Source organism: Cellulomonas sp. HD19AZ1, from assembly GCF_004535805.1.
Lineage (GTDB): Bacteria > Actinomycetota > Actinomycetes > Actinomycetales > Cellulomonadaceae > Cellulomonas > Cellulomonas iranensis.
This window is the reverse complement of record NZ_SPHX01000007.1, coordinates 256,020-271,553: the sequence shown is the minus strand read 5'-3', so window position 1 is coordinate 271,553 and position 15,534 is coordinate 256,020. Positions and strand designations below refer to the sequence as shown.

19 protein-coding genes are annotated in these 15,534 nt (G+C 78.1%); 8 read left to right on the top strand and 11 right to left on the bottom strand.

The window, feature by feature from the left end; all coding sequences use genetic code 11:
- Positions 1 to 64 precede the first annotated feature (64 nt).
- The gene (locus E4A51_RS16400) at positions 65 to 598 is read left to right on the top strand and encodes a hypothetical protein (protein ID WP_046528291.1); all 534 of its coding nucleotides are present in this window, start codon (positions 65 to 67) and stop codon (positions 596 to 598) included.
- Between the two features lie 23 nt (positions 599 to 621).
- Positions 622 to 891, top strand: coding sequence for a DUF6457 domain-containing protein (locus tag E4A51_RS16395; protein ID WP_046528292.1), 270 nt, complete (start codon positions 622 to 624; stop codon positions 889 to 891).
- Here E4A51_RS16395 and E4A51_RS16390 read toward each other — a convergent pair.
- The 5 genes from E4A51_RS16390 to E4A51_RS16370 all read right to left on the bottom strand — a co-directional run bounded on the left by E4A51_RS16390 (position 863) and on the right by E4A51_RS16370 (position 4,382).
- The gene (locus tag E4A51_RS16390) at positions 863 to 1,465 is read right to left on the bottom strand and encodes a molybdenum cofactor guanylyltransferase (protein ID WP_070319091.1); all 603 of its coding nucleotides are present in this window, start codon (positions 1,463 to 1,465) and stop codon (positions 863 to 865) included. The two genes, E4A51_RS16395 and E4A51_RS16390, sit on opposite strands and share 29 nt — an antisense overlap.
- Before the next feature lie 16 nt (positions 1,466 to 1,481).
- Positions 1,482 to 2,201 (bottom strand): ATP-binding cassette domain-containing protein, encoded by a 720-nt coding sequence (locus tag E4A51_RS16385; RefSeq protein ID WP_070319092.1) that lies wholly within the window; start codon positions 2,199 to 2,201, stop codon positions 1,482 to 1,484.
- Positions 2,198 to 2,959, bottom strand: coding sequence for an ABC transporter permease (locus tag E4A51_RS16380; RefSeq protein ID WP_370297511.1), 762 nt, complete (start codon positions 2,957 to 2,959; stop codon positions 2,198 to 2,200). Before E4A51_RS16380 ends, E4A51_RS16385 begins: the two co-directional genes overlap by 4 nt.
- Positions 2,960 to 3,105: 146 nt before the next feature.
- Positions 3,106 to 3,987 carry a molybdate ABC transporter substrate-binding protein gene (gene modA, locus E4A51_RS16375; RefSeq protein WP_233421069.1) on the bottom strand — a complete coding sequence of 294 codons (882 nt, stop codon included), beginning with the start codon at positions 3,985 to 3,987 and terminating at the stop codon, positions 3,106 to 3,108.
- Positions 3,984 to 4,382, bottom strand: a complete 399-nt coding sequence (locus tag E4A51_RS16370) for a molybdopterin-binding protein (RefSeq protein WP_070319094.1) — start codon at positions 4,380 to 4,382, stop codon at positions 3,984 to 3,986. The genes modA and E4A51_RS16370 overlap by 4 nt, the downstream gene beginning before the upstream one ends.
- Before the next feature lie 129 nt (positions 4,383 to 4,511).
- Between E4A51_RS16370 and E4A51_RS16365 the strand changes: the two genes are divergently transcribed.
- Complete coding sequence (locus tag E4A51_RS16365) at positions 4,512 to 4,967, top strand: molybdenum cofactor biosynthesis protein MoaE (RefSeq protein ID WP_070319095.1); 456 nt, start codon at positions 4,512 to 4,514, stop codon at positions 4,965 to 4,967.
- Positions 4,968 to 4,992: 25 nt separating this feature from the next.
- Here E4A51_RS16365 and E4A51_RS16360 read toward each other — a convergent pair whose 3' ends face one another.
- Positions 4,993 to 5,286 (bottom strand): MoaD/ThiS family protein, encoded by a 294-nt coding sequence (locus tag E4A51_RS16360; RefSeq protein WP_070319096.1) that lies wholly within the window; start codon positions 5,284 to 5,286, stop codon positions 4,993 to 4,995.
- Complete coding sequence (moaA, locus tag E4A51_RS16355; protein ID WP_070319097.1) at positions 5,283 to 6,332, bottom strand: GTP 3',8-cyclase MoaA; 1,050 nt, start codon at positions 6,330 to 6,332, stop codon at positions 5,283 to 5,285. The genes E4A51_RS16360 and moaA overlap by 4 nt, the downstream gene beginning before the upstream one ends.
- 81 nt (positions 6,333 to 6,413) lie before the next feature.
- On the opposite strand from moaA, the gene glp reads away from it, so the two are divergent.
- Genes glp through E4A51_RS16340 form a run of 3 tightly spaced genes read left to right on the top strand, consistent with a single transcriptional unit; the run spans position 6,414 to position 8,621 of the window.
- On the top strand, positions 6,414 to 7,664 hold the full coding sequence (glp, locus tag E4A51_RS16350; protein ID WP_134852384.1) for a gephyrin-like molybdotransferase Glp: 1,251 nt from the start codon (positions 6,414 to 6,416) through the stop codon (positions 7,662 to 7,664).
- Complete coding sequence (gene moaC, locus E4A51_RS16345; RefSeq protein ID WP_167748944.1) at positions 7,661 to 8,140, top strand: cyclic pyranopterin monophosphate synthase MoaC; 480 nt, start codon at positions 7,661 to 7,663, stop codon at positions 8,138 to 8,140. The genes glp and moaC overlap by 4 nt, the downstream gene beginning before the upstream one ends.
- Positions 8,133 to 8,621 carry a molybdenum cofactor biosynthesis protein B gene (locus E4A51_RS16340; RefSeq protein WP_046528300.1) on the top strand — a complete coding sequence of 163 codons (489 nt, stop codon included), beginning with the start codon at positions 8,133 to 8,135 and terminating at the stop codon, positions 8,619 to 8,621. The genes moaC and E4A51_RS16340 overlap by 8 nt, the downstream gene beginning before the upstream one ends.
- A gap of 10 nt (positions 8,622 to 8,631) precedes the next feature.
- Here the strand turns inward: E4A51_RS16340 and E4A51_RS16335 are convergent, their stop codons facing one another.
- The 4 genes from E4A51_RS16335 to E4A51_RS16320 all read right to left on the bottom strand — a co-directional run bounded on the left by E4A51_RS16335 (position 8,632) and on the right by E4A51_RS16320 (position 11,413).
- Positions 8,632 to 9,849 (bottom strand): ThiF family adenylyltransferase, encoded by a 1,218-nt coding sequence (locus E4A51_RS16335; RefSeq protein WP_134852383.1) that lies wholly within the window; start codon positions 9,847 to 9,849, stop codon positions 8,632 to 8,634.
- Complete coding sequence (locus E4A51_RS16330) at positions 9,846 to 10,187, bottom strand: cupin (RefSeq protein ID WP_046528302.1); 342 nt, start codon at positions 10,185 to 10,187, stop codon at positions 9,846 to 9,848. The genes E4A51_RS16335 and E4A51_RS16330 overlap by 4 nt, the downstream gene beginning before the upstream one ends.
- 165 nt (positions 10,188 to 10,352) lie before the next feature.
- Positions 10,353 to 10,658 carry a DUF2249 domain-containing protein gene (locus tag E4A51_RS16325; RefSeq protein ID WP_134852382.1) on the bottom strand — a complete coding sequence of 102 codons (306 nt, stop codon included), beginning with the start codon at positions 10,656 to 10,658 and terminating at the stop codon, positions 10,353 to 10,355.
- A complete protein-coding gene (locus tag E4A51_RS16320; protein ID WP_240696522.1) occupies positions 10,655 to 11,413 on the bottom strand; it encodes a metalloregulator ArsR/SmtB family transcription factor in 759 nt (252 codons plus the stop codon). Before E4A51_RS16320 ends, E4A51_RS16325 begins: the two co-directional genes overlap by 4 nt.
- 79 nt (positions 11,414 to 11,492) lie before the next feature.
- Here E4A51_RS16320 and E4A51_RS16315 point away from each other — a divergent pair, with 79 nt between their 5' ends.
- Positions 11,493 to 12,677, top strand: a complete 1,185-nt coding sequence (locus E4A51_RS16315; protein WP_240696521.1) for a hypothetical protein — start codon at positions 11,493 to 11,495, stop codon at positions 12,675 to 12,677.
- Positions 12,674 to 15,352, top strand: a complete 2,679-nt coding sequence (locus E4A51_RS16310; RefSeq protein ID WP_134852380.1) for a multicopper oxidase domain-containing protein — start codon at positions 12,674 to 12,676, stop codon at positions 15,350 to 15,352. Before E4A51_RS16315 ends, E4A51_RS16310 begins: the two co-directional genes overlap by 4 nt.
- Positions 15,353 to 15,534 lie beyond the last annotated feature (182 nt).

Sequence of the window (15,534 nt, the reverse complement as noted above, 5' to 3'; positions counted from 1 at the left end):
GCGGCCTGCGCGTGCGGCCCGCGCGCGTGGCCCGCAGGATCGTGGTGCACCCCTGGAGGCCACCATGACCGAGCACGCCGACGCGCCGATCGACCTTGAGCTCGTGCGCACCTACATCAACGACCACGTCACCGGCGCGACAGCGGTGTCCGCGCGGGTCGCGCGCATGAGCCGCAACCCCGACGCGGGCGCCGACGCCCCGCTGCTCGCCGAGCTCGCGCGCCAGCTGCGCGAGGAGCGCGACGTGCACGAGGCGACCGCGCGCGACCTCGGGTTCACGATGTCGCGCTGGAAGCACCTCGGTGCGGCGCTCGCCGAGCGTGTCGCGCGCCTCAAGCCCGACGGCCGGTGGACCCGCCGCTCGCCGCTGTCGCTCGTGCTCGAGCTCGAGATCCTGCGCTCGGGCCTCGAGGGCAAGCGCCTGGGGTGGGTCACGCTGCGCGAGCACGCCGACGTGCTCGGGCTGGACGCCGACCGGCTCGACGCGCTGGTGGCGCGCTCGCGCGAGCAGGCCGACACGGTCGAGGCGATCGCGGCCCGGGCGCGCGAGCGCGCGTTCGCGGCAGCGGGGGAGCGGACGTCGGCCGACGACGCCTAGGCTGCTCGCGGACGGAGGTCGCGATGGACGCGCTGCAGCGGTGGATGGATGACGTGGTGCCGGCGCTCGGCGTGGACCCGGACCTCGTGTCCGCCACGACCGACGACGTGCTCGACATGGTGAGGGACGTCGCGCACGGGGTCGTGCGCCCCGGCGCGCCGCTGACGGCGTACCTCGTGGGGCTCGCCGCCGGCCGCGCCGCGGCCGAGGGGCAGGACCCCGCCGCGGCGGTGCGCGACGGGCTCGCACAGGTCGACGCCCTCGTCAGGGCGTGGGAGCCGACCTCGGCCTGAGCGCTGCGTCGCGCGCGGCCGCGAGGGCGGCCGGGTCGTCGACGTCGAGCGTCGTGCGCTCGTCGACGGCCACCACGACCGTGCGCAGCCCGGTGAGCAGGTGCCGCGCGGGGCGGCCGTCCGGCGCGTCCGCGAGGACGTCGCGCACGGCCGAGAGCCGGTAGGCGGCCAGCAGCGGCTGCGGCCGCCCGTCGGGTCCGGCCGCGACGGCCGCGTCGGCGTCGGAGCGCTCCAGCGCGTCGCGCAGGGACGGCACCACGTCCCCGGCGAACGGCTGGTCGCCCGCGACGACGACCACGACCCGTGCCCGCGGGTGGGCGGCGGCACCGACAGCGACCCCGGCGGCGACGCCGGCGAACGGCCCGCCGCCGGGCGGGTCCTCGCGCGCCCAGAGCACGCCGCGCGGGACGTCGCGCGGCGGGCCCACCACCACGACCGGCACGTCGCCCAGGGCGAGCAGGAGGCGGTCGAGCACGGGGCGTCCCCCCACGTCGAGCGCGGTCTTGTCGACGCCGCCCATGCGGCGCGCCGTGCCGCCGGTCAGCACCACGGCGACGGCGGGCGCGAGGGTCACGCCGCCACGCTACGTGTCACGCGAGCGCGGCGGCCACCCGCGCCGCGTAGGACGTCGCGGGGTCGGCGGCGACCTCCTGCGGCGTGCCCCGCTGCGCCGCGCGGCCGTCCTCGAGGACGAGCAGCTCGTCGGCCAGGTCGAGCGCGTCGCGCAGGTCGTGCGTGACGAGCAGCGTCGGCAGGCCGCGGGCGACGTGGCGCCGGACGACGGCGCGCACGTGCGTGCGGGTCCCGGCGTCGAGGGCGCCGAACGGCTCGTCGAGCAGCAGCGCGCGGGGCTGCGCGGCGAGCGCGCGCGCGAGCGCCACCCGCTGCGCCTGGCCGCCCGAGAGCCGGTCGGCGCGTGCCCGGGCGTGGGCGGCGAGCCCGAGGTCGGCCAGCAGCGCGTCGGCGGACGCGCGCGCCGCACGTGCCCGCGCGCCCTGCGCGCGCAGCCCGAACGCGACGTTCTCACGCGCCGACAGGTGACCGAACAGGAGCCCGTCCTGCAGCACGACGCCGAGCCGACGGTGCCGCGGCGCGACCGTCGCACCCGTCGCGGCGTCGTCGAGCACGGTCCCGCCGAGGCGCACGTGCCCCGCAGCCAGGGCGGCGATCCCGGCGAGGGACTCCAGCAGCGTGGTCTTGCCGCTGCCGTTCGGTCCCATGACGGCGAGGACCCGTCCCGGCGGGACGCTCAGCCGGACGTCGAGGTGCAGCGCCCCGCGCTCGGCGACGACGTGCGCGTCGAGCGTCATCGGTTCCCCCGGCGCGTGCGGCCGCGGCCGGGCAGTCCGCCGACCCAGCGTCCGCGCATCGCGACCAGGACCGCCACGGACACGACGAGCAGCAGCACCGACATGGCCACGGCCTGCTCGGGTGCGGCGTCCATCGCGAGGTAGACCGCGAGCGGGACCGTCCGCGTGGTGCCGGGGAAGTTCCCGGCGAACGTGACGGTCGCGCCGAACTCCCCGAGCGCGCGCGTGAAGCACAGCGCCGCACCGGCCGCGACGCCGGGGGCGACCGACGGGAGCGTGACGCGGCGCAGGACGTAGGCGGGGGACGCGCCGAGCGTCTCGGCCACGAGGGCGCGACGGCGGTCGGCCCCGCGCAGCGCGCCCTCGACGGTGAGCACGAGGAACGGCAGCGCCACGAACACCTGGGCCAGGACGACCGCGACCGACGTGAACGGGACGGTCACGCCGAACCACGCGTCCAGCCGCGACCCGAGCAGCCCGCGGCGGCCCAGCAGGAGCAGCAGCGCGACGCCGCCCACGACGGGCGGCAGCACCAGCGGCACCGTCACCAGCGAGCGGACCAGCCGGCCGCCCGGGACGTCGTCCCGGGCCAGGACCCAGGCCAGCGGCACGCCCACGACGAGGCAGACCACCGTCGTGCAGGCCGCGGTGACGACCGACAGCCGCAGCGCCTCGACGACGGCCGGGTCGGCGACCAGGGCGGCCATGTCGCCCCACGGCGTCGCGGCGAGCAGCGCCACGAGCGGCAGCACGAGCAGCGCGAGCCCGACTACCGCCAGCGCACCGAGGACGAGCGTGCCGACCGCGGGTCGCGCGCGCCGAGCGGTTCGTCGGTCGACGTCGGCCCGCGGCCTCGCGGACGCCCTGCCGGGTGCCCGCGGGGACCGGGTGGGGGCGGGTGTCGTCACGGGACGTCGAACCCGGCGTCCTCGAGCGCCTGTCGGCCGACCGGACCCCGGAGCAGCGCGACGAACGCGGCGGCGGCCCGCGGGTGCGGTGCGTCGCGCAGGGCCAGCGCGGGGTAGTCGGTCGGCACCTGGACGTCGGCGGGGACGTCGATGCCCTCGACCGCGCCGCCGGCCGCGATGACGTCGGTCCGGTACACCAGGCCCGCGTCGGCCTCGTCGAGCCGCAGACGCGTCAGGACCGCGCGCACGTCCTGCTCGAGCGTGTCGGGCGCGGGCGTCACGCCGGCCTTCGCGAGGACCTGGGCGCCGACCGCGCCGCACGGCACCTCGGCGGCGCACAGCGCGACGGTCCGCGCGGGGTCGGCGAGGTCGGCGAGCGTGGTGACGCCGCCGGGGTTGCCCGCGGGCACCGCGATCTGCAGCTGGTTGGTCGCCACGACGACGGGGTCGCCGCCGAGCGCGTCGGTCACGGTCGTCATGGTCGCGGGGCTCGCGGTGACGACCACGTCGGCCGGGGCGCCGCTGACGACCTGCGTGGCCAGCGCCGAGCTGGCGCCGAAGCTCGTCCGCACGGTGAGCCCGGGGTGGTCGGCCTCGAGCGTGGCGGCGAGGTCGGTCACGACGTCCGTGAGCGAGGCCGCGGCGAGCACCACGAGGGTCCCCTCGAGCGTCTCCCCGGGTGTGTCCCCGGGCGGTACGGCGGTGCTCGCGCCCGGCGCCGGGGTCGCGGCGGTCGGTCCGGCGTCCGGGGCGGCGGCGCCGGTCGAGGAGCAGCCCGTCAGCGCGAGCGCGGCCACGAGCAGGGCGACCGGTGCCGTGCGGAGCGTGCCACGGCCCGCCGGCCCGCGCCGCGGCAGCGCGGCGTCCCGGCCGGTCACCGGGTCTCCACGTGCTCGACGGCCACGTTGGTCGCCTTGACGGACGCGACGGCCACGACGCCGGGCTCGAGGCCCAGGTCGTCCGCGGCCTCCCGGCTGATGAGCGACACGAGGCGGTACGGGCCCGCCTGGATCTCGACCTGCGCCATGACGGTGTCGCGCACGACGCGCGTGACGATGCCGCGCAGCCGGTTGCGGGTCGAGCGCTGGTCGCTGCCGGGCTCGGGCTCGGTGCCGAGCTCCTGCGCGAGCCGGGCGAGCGCGCCGCCGTCGACCGCGTGGTGCCCCGTGGCGTCGCGGGTCGACGCGAGCCGTCCCGCCTCGATCCAGCGGCGGACGGTGTCGTCGCTCACGCCCAGGAGGGTCGCGGCCTCGCTCACGCGGTAGGTCGGCATGCGCCCACAGTACGAGGTGGTGGCCGCAGATGCGGGCGAGAACGCCGTGGGTGTCCGCATCTGCGGGACGTGTGCGCGGTGCGCCGCGCTCGATGCGGCGCTGCGGGGCGGGCTGCCTACCCTGGACCCGTGCCCCAGGACACCTCGCGCCTGCACCCCCCGGCGCGTCGCGTCGTCGTCGCCGACGTCACGACCGCACCCGTCGACGTCGCCGCGCTCGCCGCCGCCGTCGGGGACGCCGCCGCCGGAGCCGTCGTCACGTTCGCGGGCGTCGTGCGCGACCACGACCACGGCCAGGGCGTGACCGGGCTGGAGTACGTCGCCCACCCCGACGCGGGCGCCGTCATCGCGCGCGTGGTCGCCGACGTCACGGCCCGTAGCGCCGTCGACGCCGTCGCCGTGGTGCACCGGGTCGGCGCGCTCGCCGTGGGGGAGTGCGCGCTCGGCGTCGCGGTGTCGGCGGCCCACCGCCGCGAGGCGTTCGAGACGGCCGCGCTGCTCGTCGACGAGGTCAAGGAGCACCTGCCGGTGTGGAAGCGGCAGGACCTGACCGCCGGCGGCCACGAGTGGGTCAACAGCGCCTGACGCGCGCCGCGACCGCCACGGACGCTCAGCCGCCCGCGAACGGCGGCAGCACGTCGACGCGCGCGGGCGTGCCCACGGGCTCGTCCCGGTCGCGGTGCAGCACGCCGTCGACCAGCAGCGCGCAGCGCGCCGCGACCGCACCGAGCGCGTCCCCGTGGCGGGCCGCCAGCAGGTCCAGCAGCCCACCGACGGTCGCGTCGGCGGGGACCTCGACCCGCTCGGCGTCGCGTCCCGCGGCCTCGGCCGCCGCCGCGAAGTACCGCACCTCGACCGTGCGCGTCCCGGTCGTCGCGCCTGTCGTGCCATCCACCGTCGTCATCCCCCGATCGCGCTCATCGTGCGGGCCGGCTGCAGGAACGACGGGTCGTCGATGCCGTGCCCGGCGGCCTTGCCGCGCTGCGCGGCGCGCCACGCGTCCGCGACTGTCGCGTCGTCCGCCCCGCCGCGCAGCAGCCCGCGCAGGTCGTCCTCCTCGCGCGCGAACAGGCAGCTGCGCACCTGCCCGTCGGCCGTCAGCCGCGTCCGGTCGCACGCGCCGCAGAACGGGCGCGTGACCGAGCCGATGACGCCGACCGTCGCTCCCGCGTGCCCGCGGACCGTCCACGTCTCGGCCGGAGTCCCGCCGCGGGAGCCGTCGGGCTCGGCGACCAGGTCGTACGCCGCCGACAACGCGTCGAGGATCTCGCGCGCCGTCACGAGGTCCTCGCGCCGCCACGAGCCGTGCGGCCCGAGCGGCATCTGCTCGATGAAGCGCAGGTGGTAGCCGTGCTCGAGCGCCCAGGCGAGCAGCGGCACGGCCTCGTCGTCGTTGACGCCGCGCTGCAGCACCGCGTTGACCTTGACCGGCGTCAGGCCCGCCTCGACCGCGGCCGCGAGGCCCGCGAGCACGTCGGCGTGCCGGTCCCGCCGCGCGATCCGCGCGAACCGCTGCGGGTCGAGCGAGTCCAGCGACACGTTGACACGGTCCAGCCCGGCCTCGGCCAGGGAGCGCGCGCGCTTGTCGAGCCCCAGCGCGTTGGTCGTCAGGGCCGTGCGCACCCGTGCGCCGTCGGGCGTGCGCAGCGCCGTGGTCGCCGCCACGATGCCCTCGAGCCCGCGCCGCAGCAGCGGCTCGCCGCCCGTGAACCGGACCTCGCGGATGCCGAGCCGCTCGACGCCGACGCGCACGAGCCGCACCACCTCGGCGTCGGTCAGCACCGTGTCGTCCGGCGCCCACGGCAGACCCTCGGCCGGCATGCAGTAGGTGCACCGCAGGTTGCACCGGTCGGTCAGCGACACGCGCAGGTCGGTGGCGACCCGGCCGTACCGGTCCGCCAGTCCCTGCGCGCGCGGCTCCGAGCCGCCCGCGGCGCTCACGGCTCGCATCCCACGATGGTACGGACCGCACCGACGAAGGCCGGTCGCGGGCGGTCCGGGGCGCGGTGCCGCCGGCGATAGGTTGGGCGCATGGTCGAGGTCCCTCCCGCGCGGGCCGACCTGGCTCCGCGCGTCGTCCGTCCGCTCGACGAGCACGCGGCCGCCGTCCTCGCGCTCGCGGGCCCGCTGCCGACCGTCACCGTGCCGCTCGCGCAGGCCGCGGGACGCGCGCTCGCGGTCGACGTGCGCAGCGGCGTCGACCTGCCGCCGTGGGACTCCTCGGCCATGGACGGGTACGCCGTGCGCGCCGCGGACCTGCGGCCCGGGGCCGTGCTCGACGTCGTCGACGACGTCCCCGCCGGCGACACGCGCGAGGTGACCGTCCCGGACGGTGCGGTGACGCGGATCATGACCGGGGCGCCCGTGCCGAGCGGCGCCGACGCCGTGCTGCCGGTCGAGCTCACCGACGGCGGCACGGCCCGCGTGCGGGTCGACGACGTGGTCGCCCCGGGGGCGCACGTGCGGCACCGCGGCGAGGACGTGCGCGCCGGCGACGTCGTGCTGCGGGCGGGCGACGTGCTCGGCGCCGGAGCCGTCGGGCTGCTCGCCGCGACGGGCCACGCGCACGTCGCGGTGCACGCCCGGCCGCGCGTCGCGGTGCTGTCCACCGGCTCCGAGCTGGTGCCGCCCGGGACGCCGCTGCGGCACGGGCAGATCCACGAGTCCAACGGTCCCCAGCTCGCCGCCGCGGCCGCCGCGGCCGGTGCCGAGGTCGTGCTGCTCGCCGCGGTGCGCGACGACGTCGACGGCGTGCGGGCCGCGCTCGCCGACGCGGCCGCGCGGGCCGACGTCGTCGTCACGACCGGCGGCGTGTCGGTCGGCGCGTACGACGTCGTGCGCGACGCGCTGCTCGCGGGCGGGCGCGCCGAGCTCGTGCACGTGCGCATGCAGCCCGGCAAGCCGCAGGCCGTCGCCGTGCTCCCGGACGGCACGCCCGTGCTCGGCCTGCCCGGCAACCCCGTGAGCTGCTTCGTGTCGTTCGAGGTGTTCGTGCGGCCGCTGCTGCGCCGCATGCTCGGCGCGTCCGACGTGCACCGCCGCCGGCTGACCGCCAGCGTGCCGGACGCGCTGAGCTCGCCCGCCGGGCGTCGCCAGCTGCTGCGCGCGCGCCTGGACTGGACCGGCGGGACGCCCGTGGCCGTGCCCGTCGGCGGCCCCGGCTCGCACCTGCTCGGCGCGCTCGCGCGCGCCGACGCGCTGATCGACGTCCCCGAGGACGTCACGCACGTCGCGGCGGGGGACGCCGTGACCGTCATCGACCTGAGGGAGCACGACGCGTGAGCCGGTCCGACCGCCTGACCCACGTCGACGCGCGCGGCGCCGCGCGCATGGTCGACGTCGCCGAGAAGGACGTCACCGTGCGCACCGCGCGCGCCACGGGGCGCCTCGTGACCACGCCGCAGGTCGTCGCGCTGCTGCGCGGCGAGGGCGTGCCCAAGGGCGACGCGCTCGCGGTCGCGCGCATCGCCGGCATCCAGGCGGCCAAGCGCACGCCCGACCTCGTGCCGCTGTGCCACCCCGTCGCGATCCACGGCGTCACGGTCGACCTCGATGTCGTCGACGACGGCGTGCGCATCGACGCGACCGTGCGCACGGCCGACCGCACGGGCGTCGAGATGGAGGCGCTCACGTGCGTCGCCGCCGCGGGGCTCACGCTGGTCGACATGGTCAAGGCCGTCGACCGCGGCGCGCACCTGACGGACATCCGGGTCGAGGAGAAGGCCGGCGGGCGCAGCGGGACGTGGACGCGTGACTGACGCGCCCGCGCCGCGCGCCGTCGTCGTCACGGCCTCGGACCGGGCCGCGGCGGGCGAGTACGCCGACCGCTCCGGCCCGCTGCTCGTCGCGGGCCTGCGGGAGCTGGGCCTCGCGGTCGACGACGCCGTGGTCGTCCCCGACGGCGCACCGGTCGAGCGCGCGTTGCGCGACGCCGCGGCCGCGGGCGTCGCGCTGGTCGTGACGACGGGCGGCACGGGCCTGGGGCCGCGGGACCGCACGCCCGAGGCGACCCTCGCGGTCGTCGAGCGCGTGGTGCCCGGGATCGCCGAGGCGCTGCGGGCCGACGCCGTGCGGCGCGGCGTGGCCGCGGGCGTGCTCTCGCGCGGCGTGGCCGGGGTCGCCGGGCGCACGCTCGTCGTCAACGTCGCGGGGTCCACCGGGGCCGTGCGCGACGCGCTCGAGGTGCTCGCCGGCGTGCTGCCGCACGCGCTCGCGCAGCTCGCGGGCGGCGACCACTGACGCTCGCGCGTCATGCGCCGCGCGCCGCCGCGACGCGCGCCCACGCCGCGAGCCCGCCGGGCAGGTGACGCACGTCGTGCACGCCGGCCGCGCGCGCGAGCCGCGCCGCGTGGGCGGCGCGCGCACCGACGCGGCACACGAGCACGAGCGGTCGGTCGGGGTCGAGCTCGGTGAGGCCCTGCTCGGAGGCGAACCGTGCGAACGGCACCGAACGCGCGCCGGGCAGCGGGGCCGCGGCGGCCTCGGGCGCGTCGCGCAGGTCGACGACGTCGACGTCCGGGCGCGACGCGAGCAGCCGCAGCACCTCGGCGACGCCGCTCAGGGCGCCGTCGTCGTCGGCGGTCTCGGTCCCGGCGCCGACGCCGACCGACCGGACGGCGCGCGCCGGTCGTGCGTCGGGCCCGGTGCGCGTGCCGGGCCCGGGGCGCGTGGGGACGGGTACGTCGGCCGCCGCGCGGCGACGCACCGGCACGTCCTGCCACGTGCCCGCGAACGCGTCGTGCACCGCGACCCGGCCCAGCAGCGTGCGCCCCGTGCCGCACACGAGCTTGACCGCCTCGAGCGCCATCGCCGCGCCCGCCGCGGCGCAGACCGCGCCGAGCACGCCGTCGACCGCGCACGACGCGACCGTGCCGTCGGGCGGCGGGCCGCCGAACACGTCCCGCAGGTCGACGCCCTCGCCCGCGGGCGGGTCGGACCAGAACGTGCTGACCTGCGCGTGACCGCGCTGCAGGGACCCCCACACCCACGGCACGCCGAGCTCCGCGCACACGTCGTTGACGAGGTAGCGCGTCGCGAAGTTGTCGGTGCCGTCGACCACGAGGTCCCAGCCGCGCAGCACGTCGTGCGCGTTGGCGTCGTCGAGGCGCACGGCGTGCGTCACGACCTCGACCGCGGGGTCCACCGCGCGCACCGCGTCGGCGGCCGAGTCGACCTTGCGCCGCCCGACGTCGGCCGTGCCGTGCACGACCTGCCGCTGCAGGTTCGAGGCCTCGACGACGTCGTCGTCGACCACGCCGAGCGTGCCGACCCCCGCGGCCGCGAGGTACAGCAGGACCGGCGAGCCCAGGCCGCCCGCGCCGAGCACGAGCACGCGCGCGGCCAGCAGGCGGCGCTGGCCGACCTCCCCGACCTCGTCGAGCGCGAGGTGCCGCGCGTAGCGGGCCACCTGCTCCGCCGTGAGCGGCGGACCGGGCGCGACGAGCGGCGGCAGGGCGGGCTTGGTCACCCGTGCGACCCCGTGGCGACGCTCGTCACGGTCGTGAGCAGCAGGACGCTGTCCGCCAGGGCGAGCACCGAGTGCCGCTCGTGCGTGAGCTCCCACAGCTCGCCGGCCGCGACGTCCTGCTGCACGTCGCCGTCGACCTCGACGCGCACGTGCCCCTGGAGGGCCTGCAGCGACGCGGCCGGGGGAGACGCGTGCTCACCGAGCCGCGCCCCCGCGACCAGCGCGATGACGGTCTGCCGCAGCTCGCCGTCGTGCACCACGAGCTGCGCGCTGCGGCCGTGCGGGTCGGTGCGGGCCGCGGCGAGGTGCTCGGCGGCGAGGGCGGTGAGGTCGGGCATGGGTCGATCCTCGCAGGGCTCGGTGACGACGGCGTGCCCGGGGGCGCACGCCGGTGGGCTGCTGAGCGCTCGCGGCCGTGCACTCCGTGCCACCGCGGGCGCGTGCGGGTGCGGGCGCGGACCCGACGGGTGCTCCCGCCGGGACCGTGCGCCCGCGCGACCCGCTCAGGCCGGCGTGCGACGCGTGATGCGCACGCGCCACGCCTCGGGGCCCTCGACGAGGTACTCGACGTCGATCGGCGCGCGCTCGGCGAGCTGAGCGAGCAGCGGCCGCGGGGCGTGCGGTGCGACGATCACGAACGCAGCGCCCGGCGCGATCGCGTCGAACGCGCCGAAGACGGCCGCGTGGCGGATCGCGTGCGGGATGGTGCGCACGTCGAGGACAGGGTCGGCCTCGTCGTGGCCGCCGCAGCCGCACGTGTGCCCGGCGGGCTCGGGCGCGGTGGGCAGGATGTCGACGGGCTGGCTCATGGTTCTCCTTCGGTGGTCGCCCGCCGGGCGGCGGGCGCTGTGGGCGCGGCAGCGGCGGTGCCGGTGCCGGACAGGTGCAGGGCGCACCGGCGGGGCCCGACGAACGGCTCGAGGCGCTCGGCGCGCACGGGCCCGCCGACCTGCTCGAGCACGCCCTGGGCGAGGCCGAGGTGGACGCTGCAGACGACCTCGGGGCGCTCGCGCGCGAGGTCGAGGAACGGGCAGCGCCGCAGGTCGAACGTCGTGCCGTCGGCGCTCAGGTCCGGGTCGAAGCCGAGTCGGTCGAGGTGGGCCTCGAGCGCGAGCACCTGGTCGTCGGTGCCCGACGGCAGGTCGGGCAGGTCGGGCAGCATGGCGTGCCCCGCGCGTCGCGCCGACTCGCGGACGTCGCCGACCGGCGTGCCGTAGCCCCCCAGCAGGACGCTCGTCAGCCGGGCGCGCGCGGCGGACTCGGCGAGGTGGCGAGCCGCCGCGGGGTCGGTGCGTCCGTCGCTGCGGCCGGTCGCGCGGTAGACGGTCCGGGGGCGTCCGCGGGTCGCGCGGCGCTCGGTCTCGCGGACCACGAACCGCGCGTCGACGAGGCGCTGGAGGTGCTCACGCACGGTGTTCTCGTGCAGGCCGGTCCGCGCGGCGAGCGCGGCGGTGGTCTGCGGGCCGTCGGTCTGCAGGACGTGCAGCAGCTCGACGCGGCTCGCCGAGGCCAGCACGCGCGCGGTGGGCGTGCGACGGGCGTCGCCGTCGTCGTGCTCGGTCACCGTGCGCCTCCGGGTGGGTGATCCGCTCCGGGACCCAGGTCCCGGGCGGTGGTGGTAACTCATTAAATACCGTCGTGCCGTGGAAAAGACCGGGACCAGGGTCCCCCCGCACGTCGTGCTGCTCGTCCCGGGTGGTCTGGCGCTGCTGGCGGGCCTCGACGCCGCCCTCCTGCTGCTGGGGCTGCCCGCGCCCGTGCACCTCGAGCGCTGGTCCGACGTGCACGGGCCTCTCATGGTGCTCGGGTTCGTCGGCACGCTCGTCGCGCTCGAGCGGGCCGTCGCCGTGCGGCGGCCGCTCGCGTTCGCCTCGCCCGCGCTGCTCGGGGTCGGTGGTCTGGCGCTCCTGACGCCCGCGCCGCTGTGGGTCGGCCGCGCGTGCCTCGCGCTCGGGGCGCTCGCGCTCGTCGGCATCTACCTCGCGGTGTGGCGCACGCAGCCGGCCGCCGCGCTCGCGGTGCAGGCCCTGGGCGCCGCGCTCGCCGTCGCGGCCGCCGTGCTGTGGCTCGCAGGGGCGGCCGTGCCGCACCTCGTGCCGTGCCTCACGGGCTTCCTCGTCCTGACGATCGCGGGCGAGCGCCTCGAGCTGCTGCGGGTCGGCGGGCCGGGGCCGCGCGTCGAGGACGCCGTGTGGGGCCTGGCCTGCGCGTGGGCGCTCGCCGCGACGGCTGCGCTGCTGTGGCCCGCCGTCGGCTGGGCGCTGCTCGGTGCCGTGCTGCTCGCGCTCGTCGCGGTCCTCGTGCGGCACGACGTCGCACGGCGCACGGTGCGCGCCACGGGGCTGCCCCGGTTCATGGCGTGCGCGATGCTCGCCGGCTACGCGTGGCTCGCCGTCGCGGGTGCGCTCTGGCTCGTCTCCGGGCCGGTGCTGGCCGGACGCGGGTACGACGCCGCGCTGCACGCCGTGTTCCTCGGCTTCGTGCTGTCGATGGTCATGGCCCACGCACCCGTGATCCTGCCGGCCGTGCTGCGGCGCCCCCTGCCGTACCGACCGGTGATGTACGTCCCGCTCGTGCTGCTGCACGCCACCCTCGCGCTGCGGGTGCTCGTCGGCGACGCGCGCGGGCTCGACGTCGTGGTGCAGGTCGGGGGCGTGGGCAACGTCGTGGCCCTCCTGCTGTTCGTCGTCGTCGCCGGGACGTCCGCGGTGGTCGGACCGCCGCCCGTCGCCCCGCGCCCCGCGCGGTCGACAGCGACCGGTGCGCCGGGCACCACGACCCCGCCCCCGCCCGCCGCCGCGGGTCTCACCCTCGGAGGTCCCCGGTGAACCGCGCCGCGCACCACGTCCGTGCCAACGCCCTCGTCCTGGTCTGGCTCGTCGCGGCCGCCGTCGCGGCGCTCGCGCACCGCTGGCTGCCCGAGGCCGGGTGGCTCCTGGTGCACCTGCCGCTGCTCGGCGCGATCACCACGGCGATCCTCGTGTGGAGCCAGCACTTCGCCGACACGCTGCTGCGCAGCCCCGCACCGCGTCGCGCGCTCACGTGGCGCCTGGCGGCCCACACCGCCGGGGTGCTCGCGGTCGTCGCCGGTCACCTGACGTCGGTGCCCGCGCTCGTGGTCGCCGGGGGCGTCGCCGTCGCCGGCGTCGGTGTCGCGCAGGCCGTCGGCATCGTCCGGCAGGGCCGCGGCGCGCTGCCCTCGCGGTTCGGCCACCTCGCGCGCGCCTACGTCGCTGCGGGCCTGCTGCTGGTCCCGGGCGTCGCGTGCGGCGTCGTCATGGCCACCGCCGCACCCGGCCCCGAGGCGTACGCGCGGTGGTACGTCGCGCACGTCGTGCTCACGCTGATCGGCTTCGTCGGCGTCACGGTCGCAGGCACGCTCGTCGTGCTGTGGCCGACGGTCCTGCGCACGCGCATCGACGCGGCCGCCGAGGCCGCGGCGCGCCGCTCGCTCGTGCTGCTCGTGGCCGGGACGCTGCTCGCGGCGCTCGGGCCGGCCACGGGCCTGCGCGCCGTCACGGTCGCGGGCGTCGCGGTCGTGCTGGCCGGCATCGCCCTGACCGCGCACGTGCTGGTCCGCCAGGCGCGCACCGCACCGCCCGTCACGTACGCCGCGCTGGGCGTCGGTGCCGCGGTCGTGTGGTGGGCCGCGTCGGTCGCGGTGCTCGGCGTGGTCGTCGCGACCGCCGGCTCGTGGGCCGCGACCGTCCCGCGGCTCTCGGCGCTCACGCCCGCGACCGTCGGCGGGTTCGCGGCGCAGGTGCTCCTCGGCGCGCTGTCCTACCTGCTGCCCGTCGTGCTCGGCGGCGGTCCCGCCGTCACGCGCACCGTGGCCGCCGGGCTCGACCGCTCCGCCGTCGTGCGCGCCGTGCTGCTCAACGGTGCGCTCATGATCTTCGTGCTGCCCGCGCCGAGCCTCGTGCGCGTCGTCGCCTCGAGCACCGCGCTCGCGGTGGGCGTCTGGTTCCTCGTGCTCGTCGCGCGGGCCGTCCGGCTCGCCCGGCAGCCCGGCACGATCGATCGCCCCGCGCCCGTCGTCCCGGCCCGCGCCGCCCCGGCCGACCCCGTCGCGGTCGCCCTGGCACGCTCGCGGCGGCGCGGAGCCGGTGCGCTGGCCGTCGGCGCGCTCGTCGTGGCGACCGCCGTCGCGCTCGCGGGCGACCCCACCGCGGCGGGCCTCACGCAGGTCCTCACCGCGGGCGCCGCGGCCCCCGCCACGTCGGACGCCGGGGCGACCGGACGCACCACCACGGTGCGCGTCGAGGCGCAGGACATGCGGTTCGTGCCCGACACGGTCGAGGTGCCCGCCGGCGACCGGCTGGTCATCGAGGTCGTCAACACCGACACCACGGTGCACGACCTCGTGCTCGACGGTGGTGCCACGTCGGGGCGCCTCGCACCGGGTGGCACGGCCTCGGTCGACGTCGGCGTCGTGCAGCAGGACCTCGCGGGCTGGTGCTCGGTCGCCGGGCACCGCCTCATGGGCATGACGCTGGACGTCGTCGTGGTGGGCGGGCAGCCCGCCCCACCCGTCGCGGCGGCCCCGGGGGGCGACGCCGGCACGGGGCACGACATGGCCGGCACGCACCACGGCACGGCGGGGGACGGCACGCGCGCGGCCGACCTGCTGGACCTCGTGGCGGCCCCCGACGACGCGTTCGTCGCGCGCGACGCGACGCTGCCGCCGGTCGGCGACGGCACGACCCACCACGTGACGCTCGCGGTCACCGAGACCGCCCAGGAGGTCGCCCCCGGCGTCACGCGCACCGCCTGGACGTTCGGCGGCACCGCACCCGGACCCGTGCTGCACGGGCGCGTCGGCGACACGTTCGTCGTCACGCTCGTCAACGACGGCAGCCTCGGGCACTCGATCGACTTCCACGCCGGGGCGCTCGCGCCCGACGACGTCATGCGGACCATCGAGCCCGGGGAGACGCTCACGTACACGTTCCGGGCGACGCGCAGCGGCATCTGGATGTACCACTGCTCGACCATGCCGATGAGCCTGCACATCGCCAACGGCATGTTCGGGGCGGTCGTCATCGACCCGCCCGGCCTGCCCGAGGTCGACCACGAGTACGTGCTCGTGCAGTCCGAGCTGTACCTGGGCGAGCAGGGCGGCACCGCCGACGAGGCCGCGCTCACCGCGCAGCAGCCCACGCTGCTGACGTTCAACGGCTACGCGAACCAGTACCGCGACCGACCCCTCGCGGTCCGCGCGGGCGAGCGCGTGCGCGTGTGGGTGCTCGACGCCGGGCCGAACCGGCCGTCGTCGTTCCACGTCGTCGGCGGGCAGTTCGACACCGTCTACCGCGAGGGCGACTGGACCCTGCGCGACGGCGGGTCGACGGGGACGGGCGGCGCGCAGGTGCTCGCGCTCGCGCCCGCCGAGGGCGGGTTCGTCGAGCTGACGTTCCCCGAGGCCGGCACCTACCCGTTCGTCACGCACGCCATGGGCGACGCCGAGCGCGGCGCGCAGGGCCGGTTCCGCGTCGCGGACTGACGGCGACGACGCCACGCGGCCCGGGGGAGTTCTCACACCCCGGGCCGCCGGTGTGTGCGCGGAACGTTGCGGGCCGGTGACGCGGGTGCGCGTCCGGGCGAAACACGCGCTGCCTAGCGTCCTGCTCGACGCCGGCCCCACGCGGCGACGCCCGCCGGGCACCGCCCGGCCCCGACGCCCGA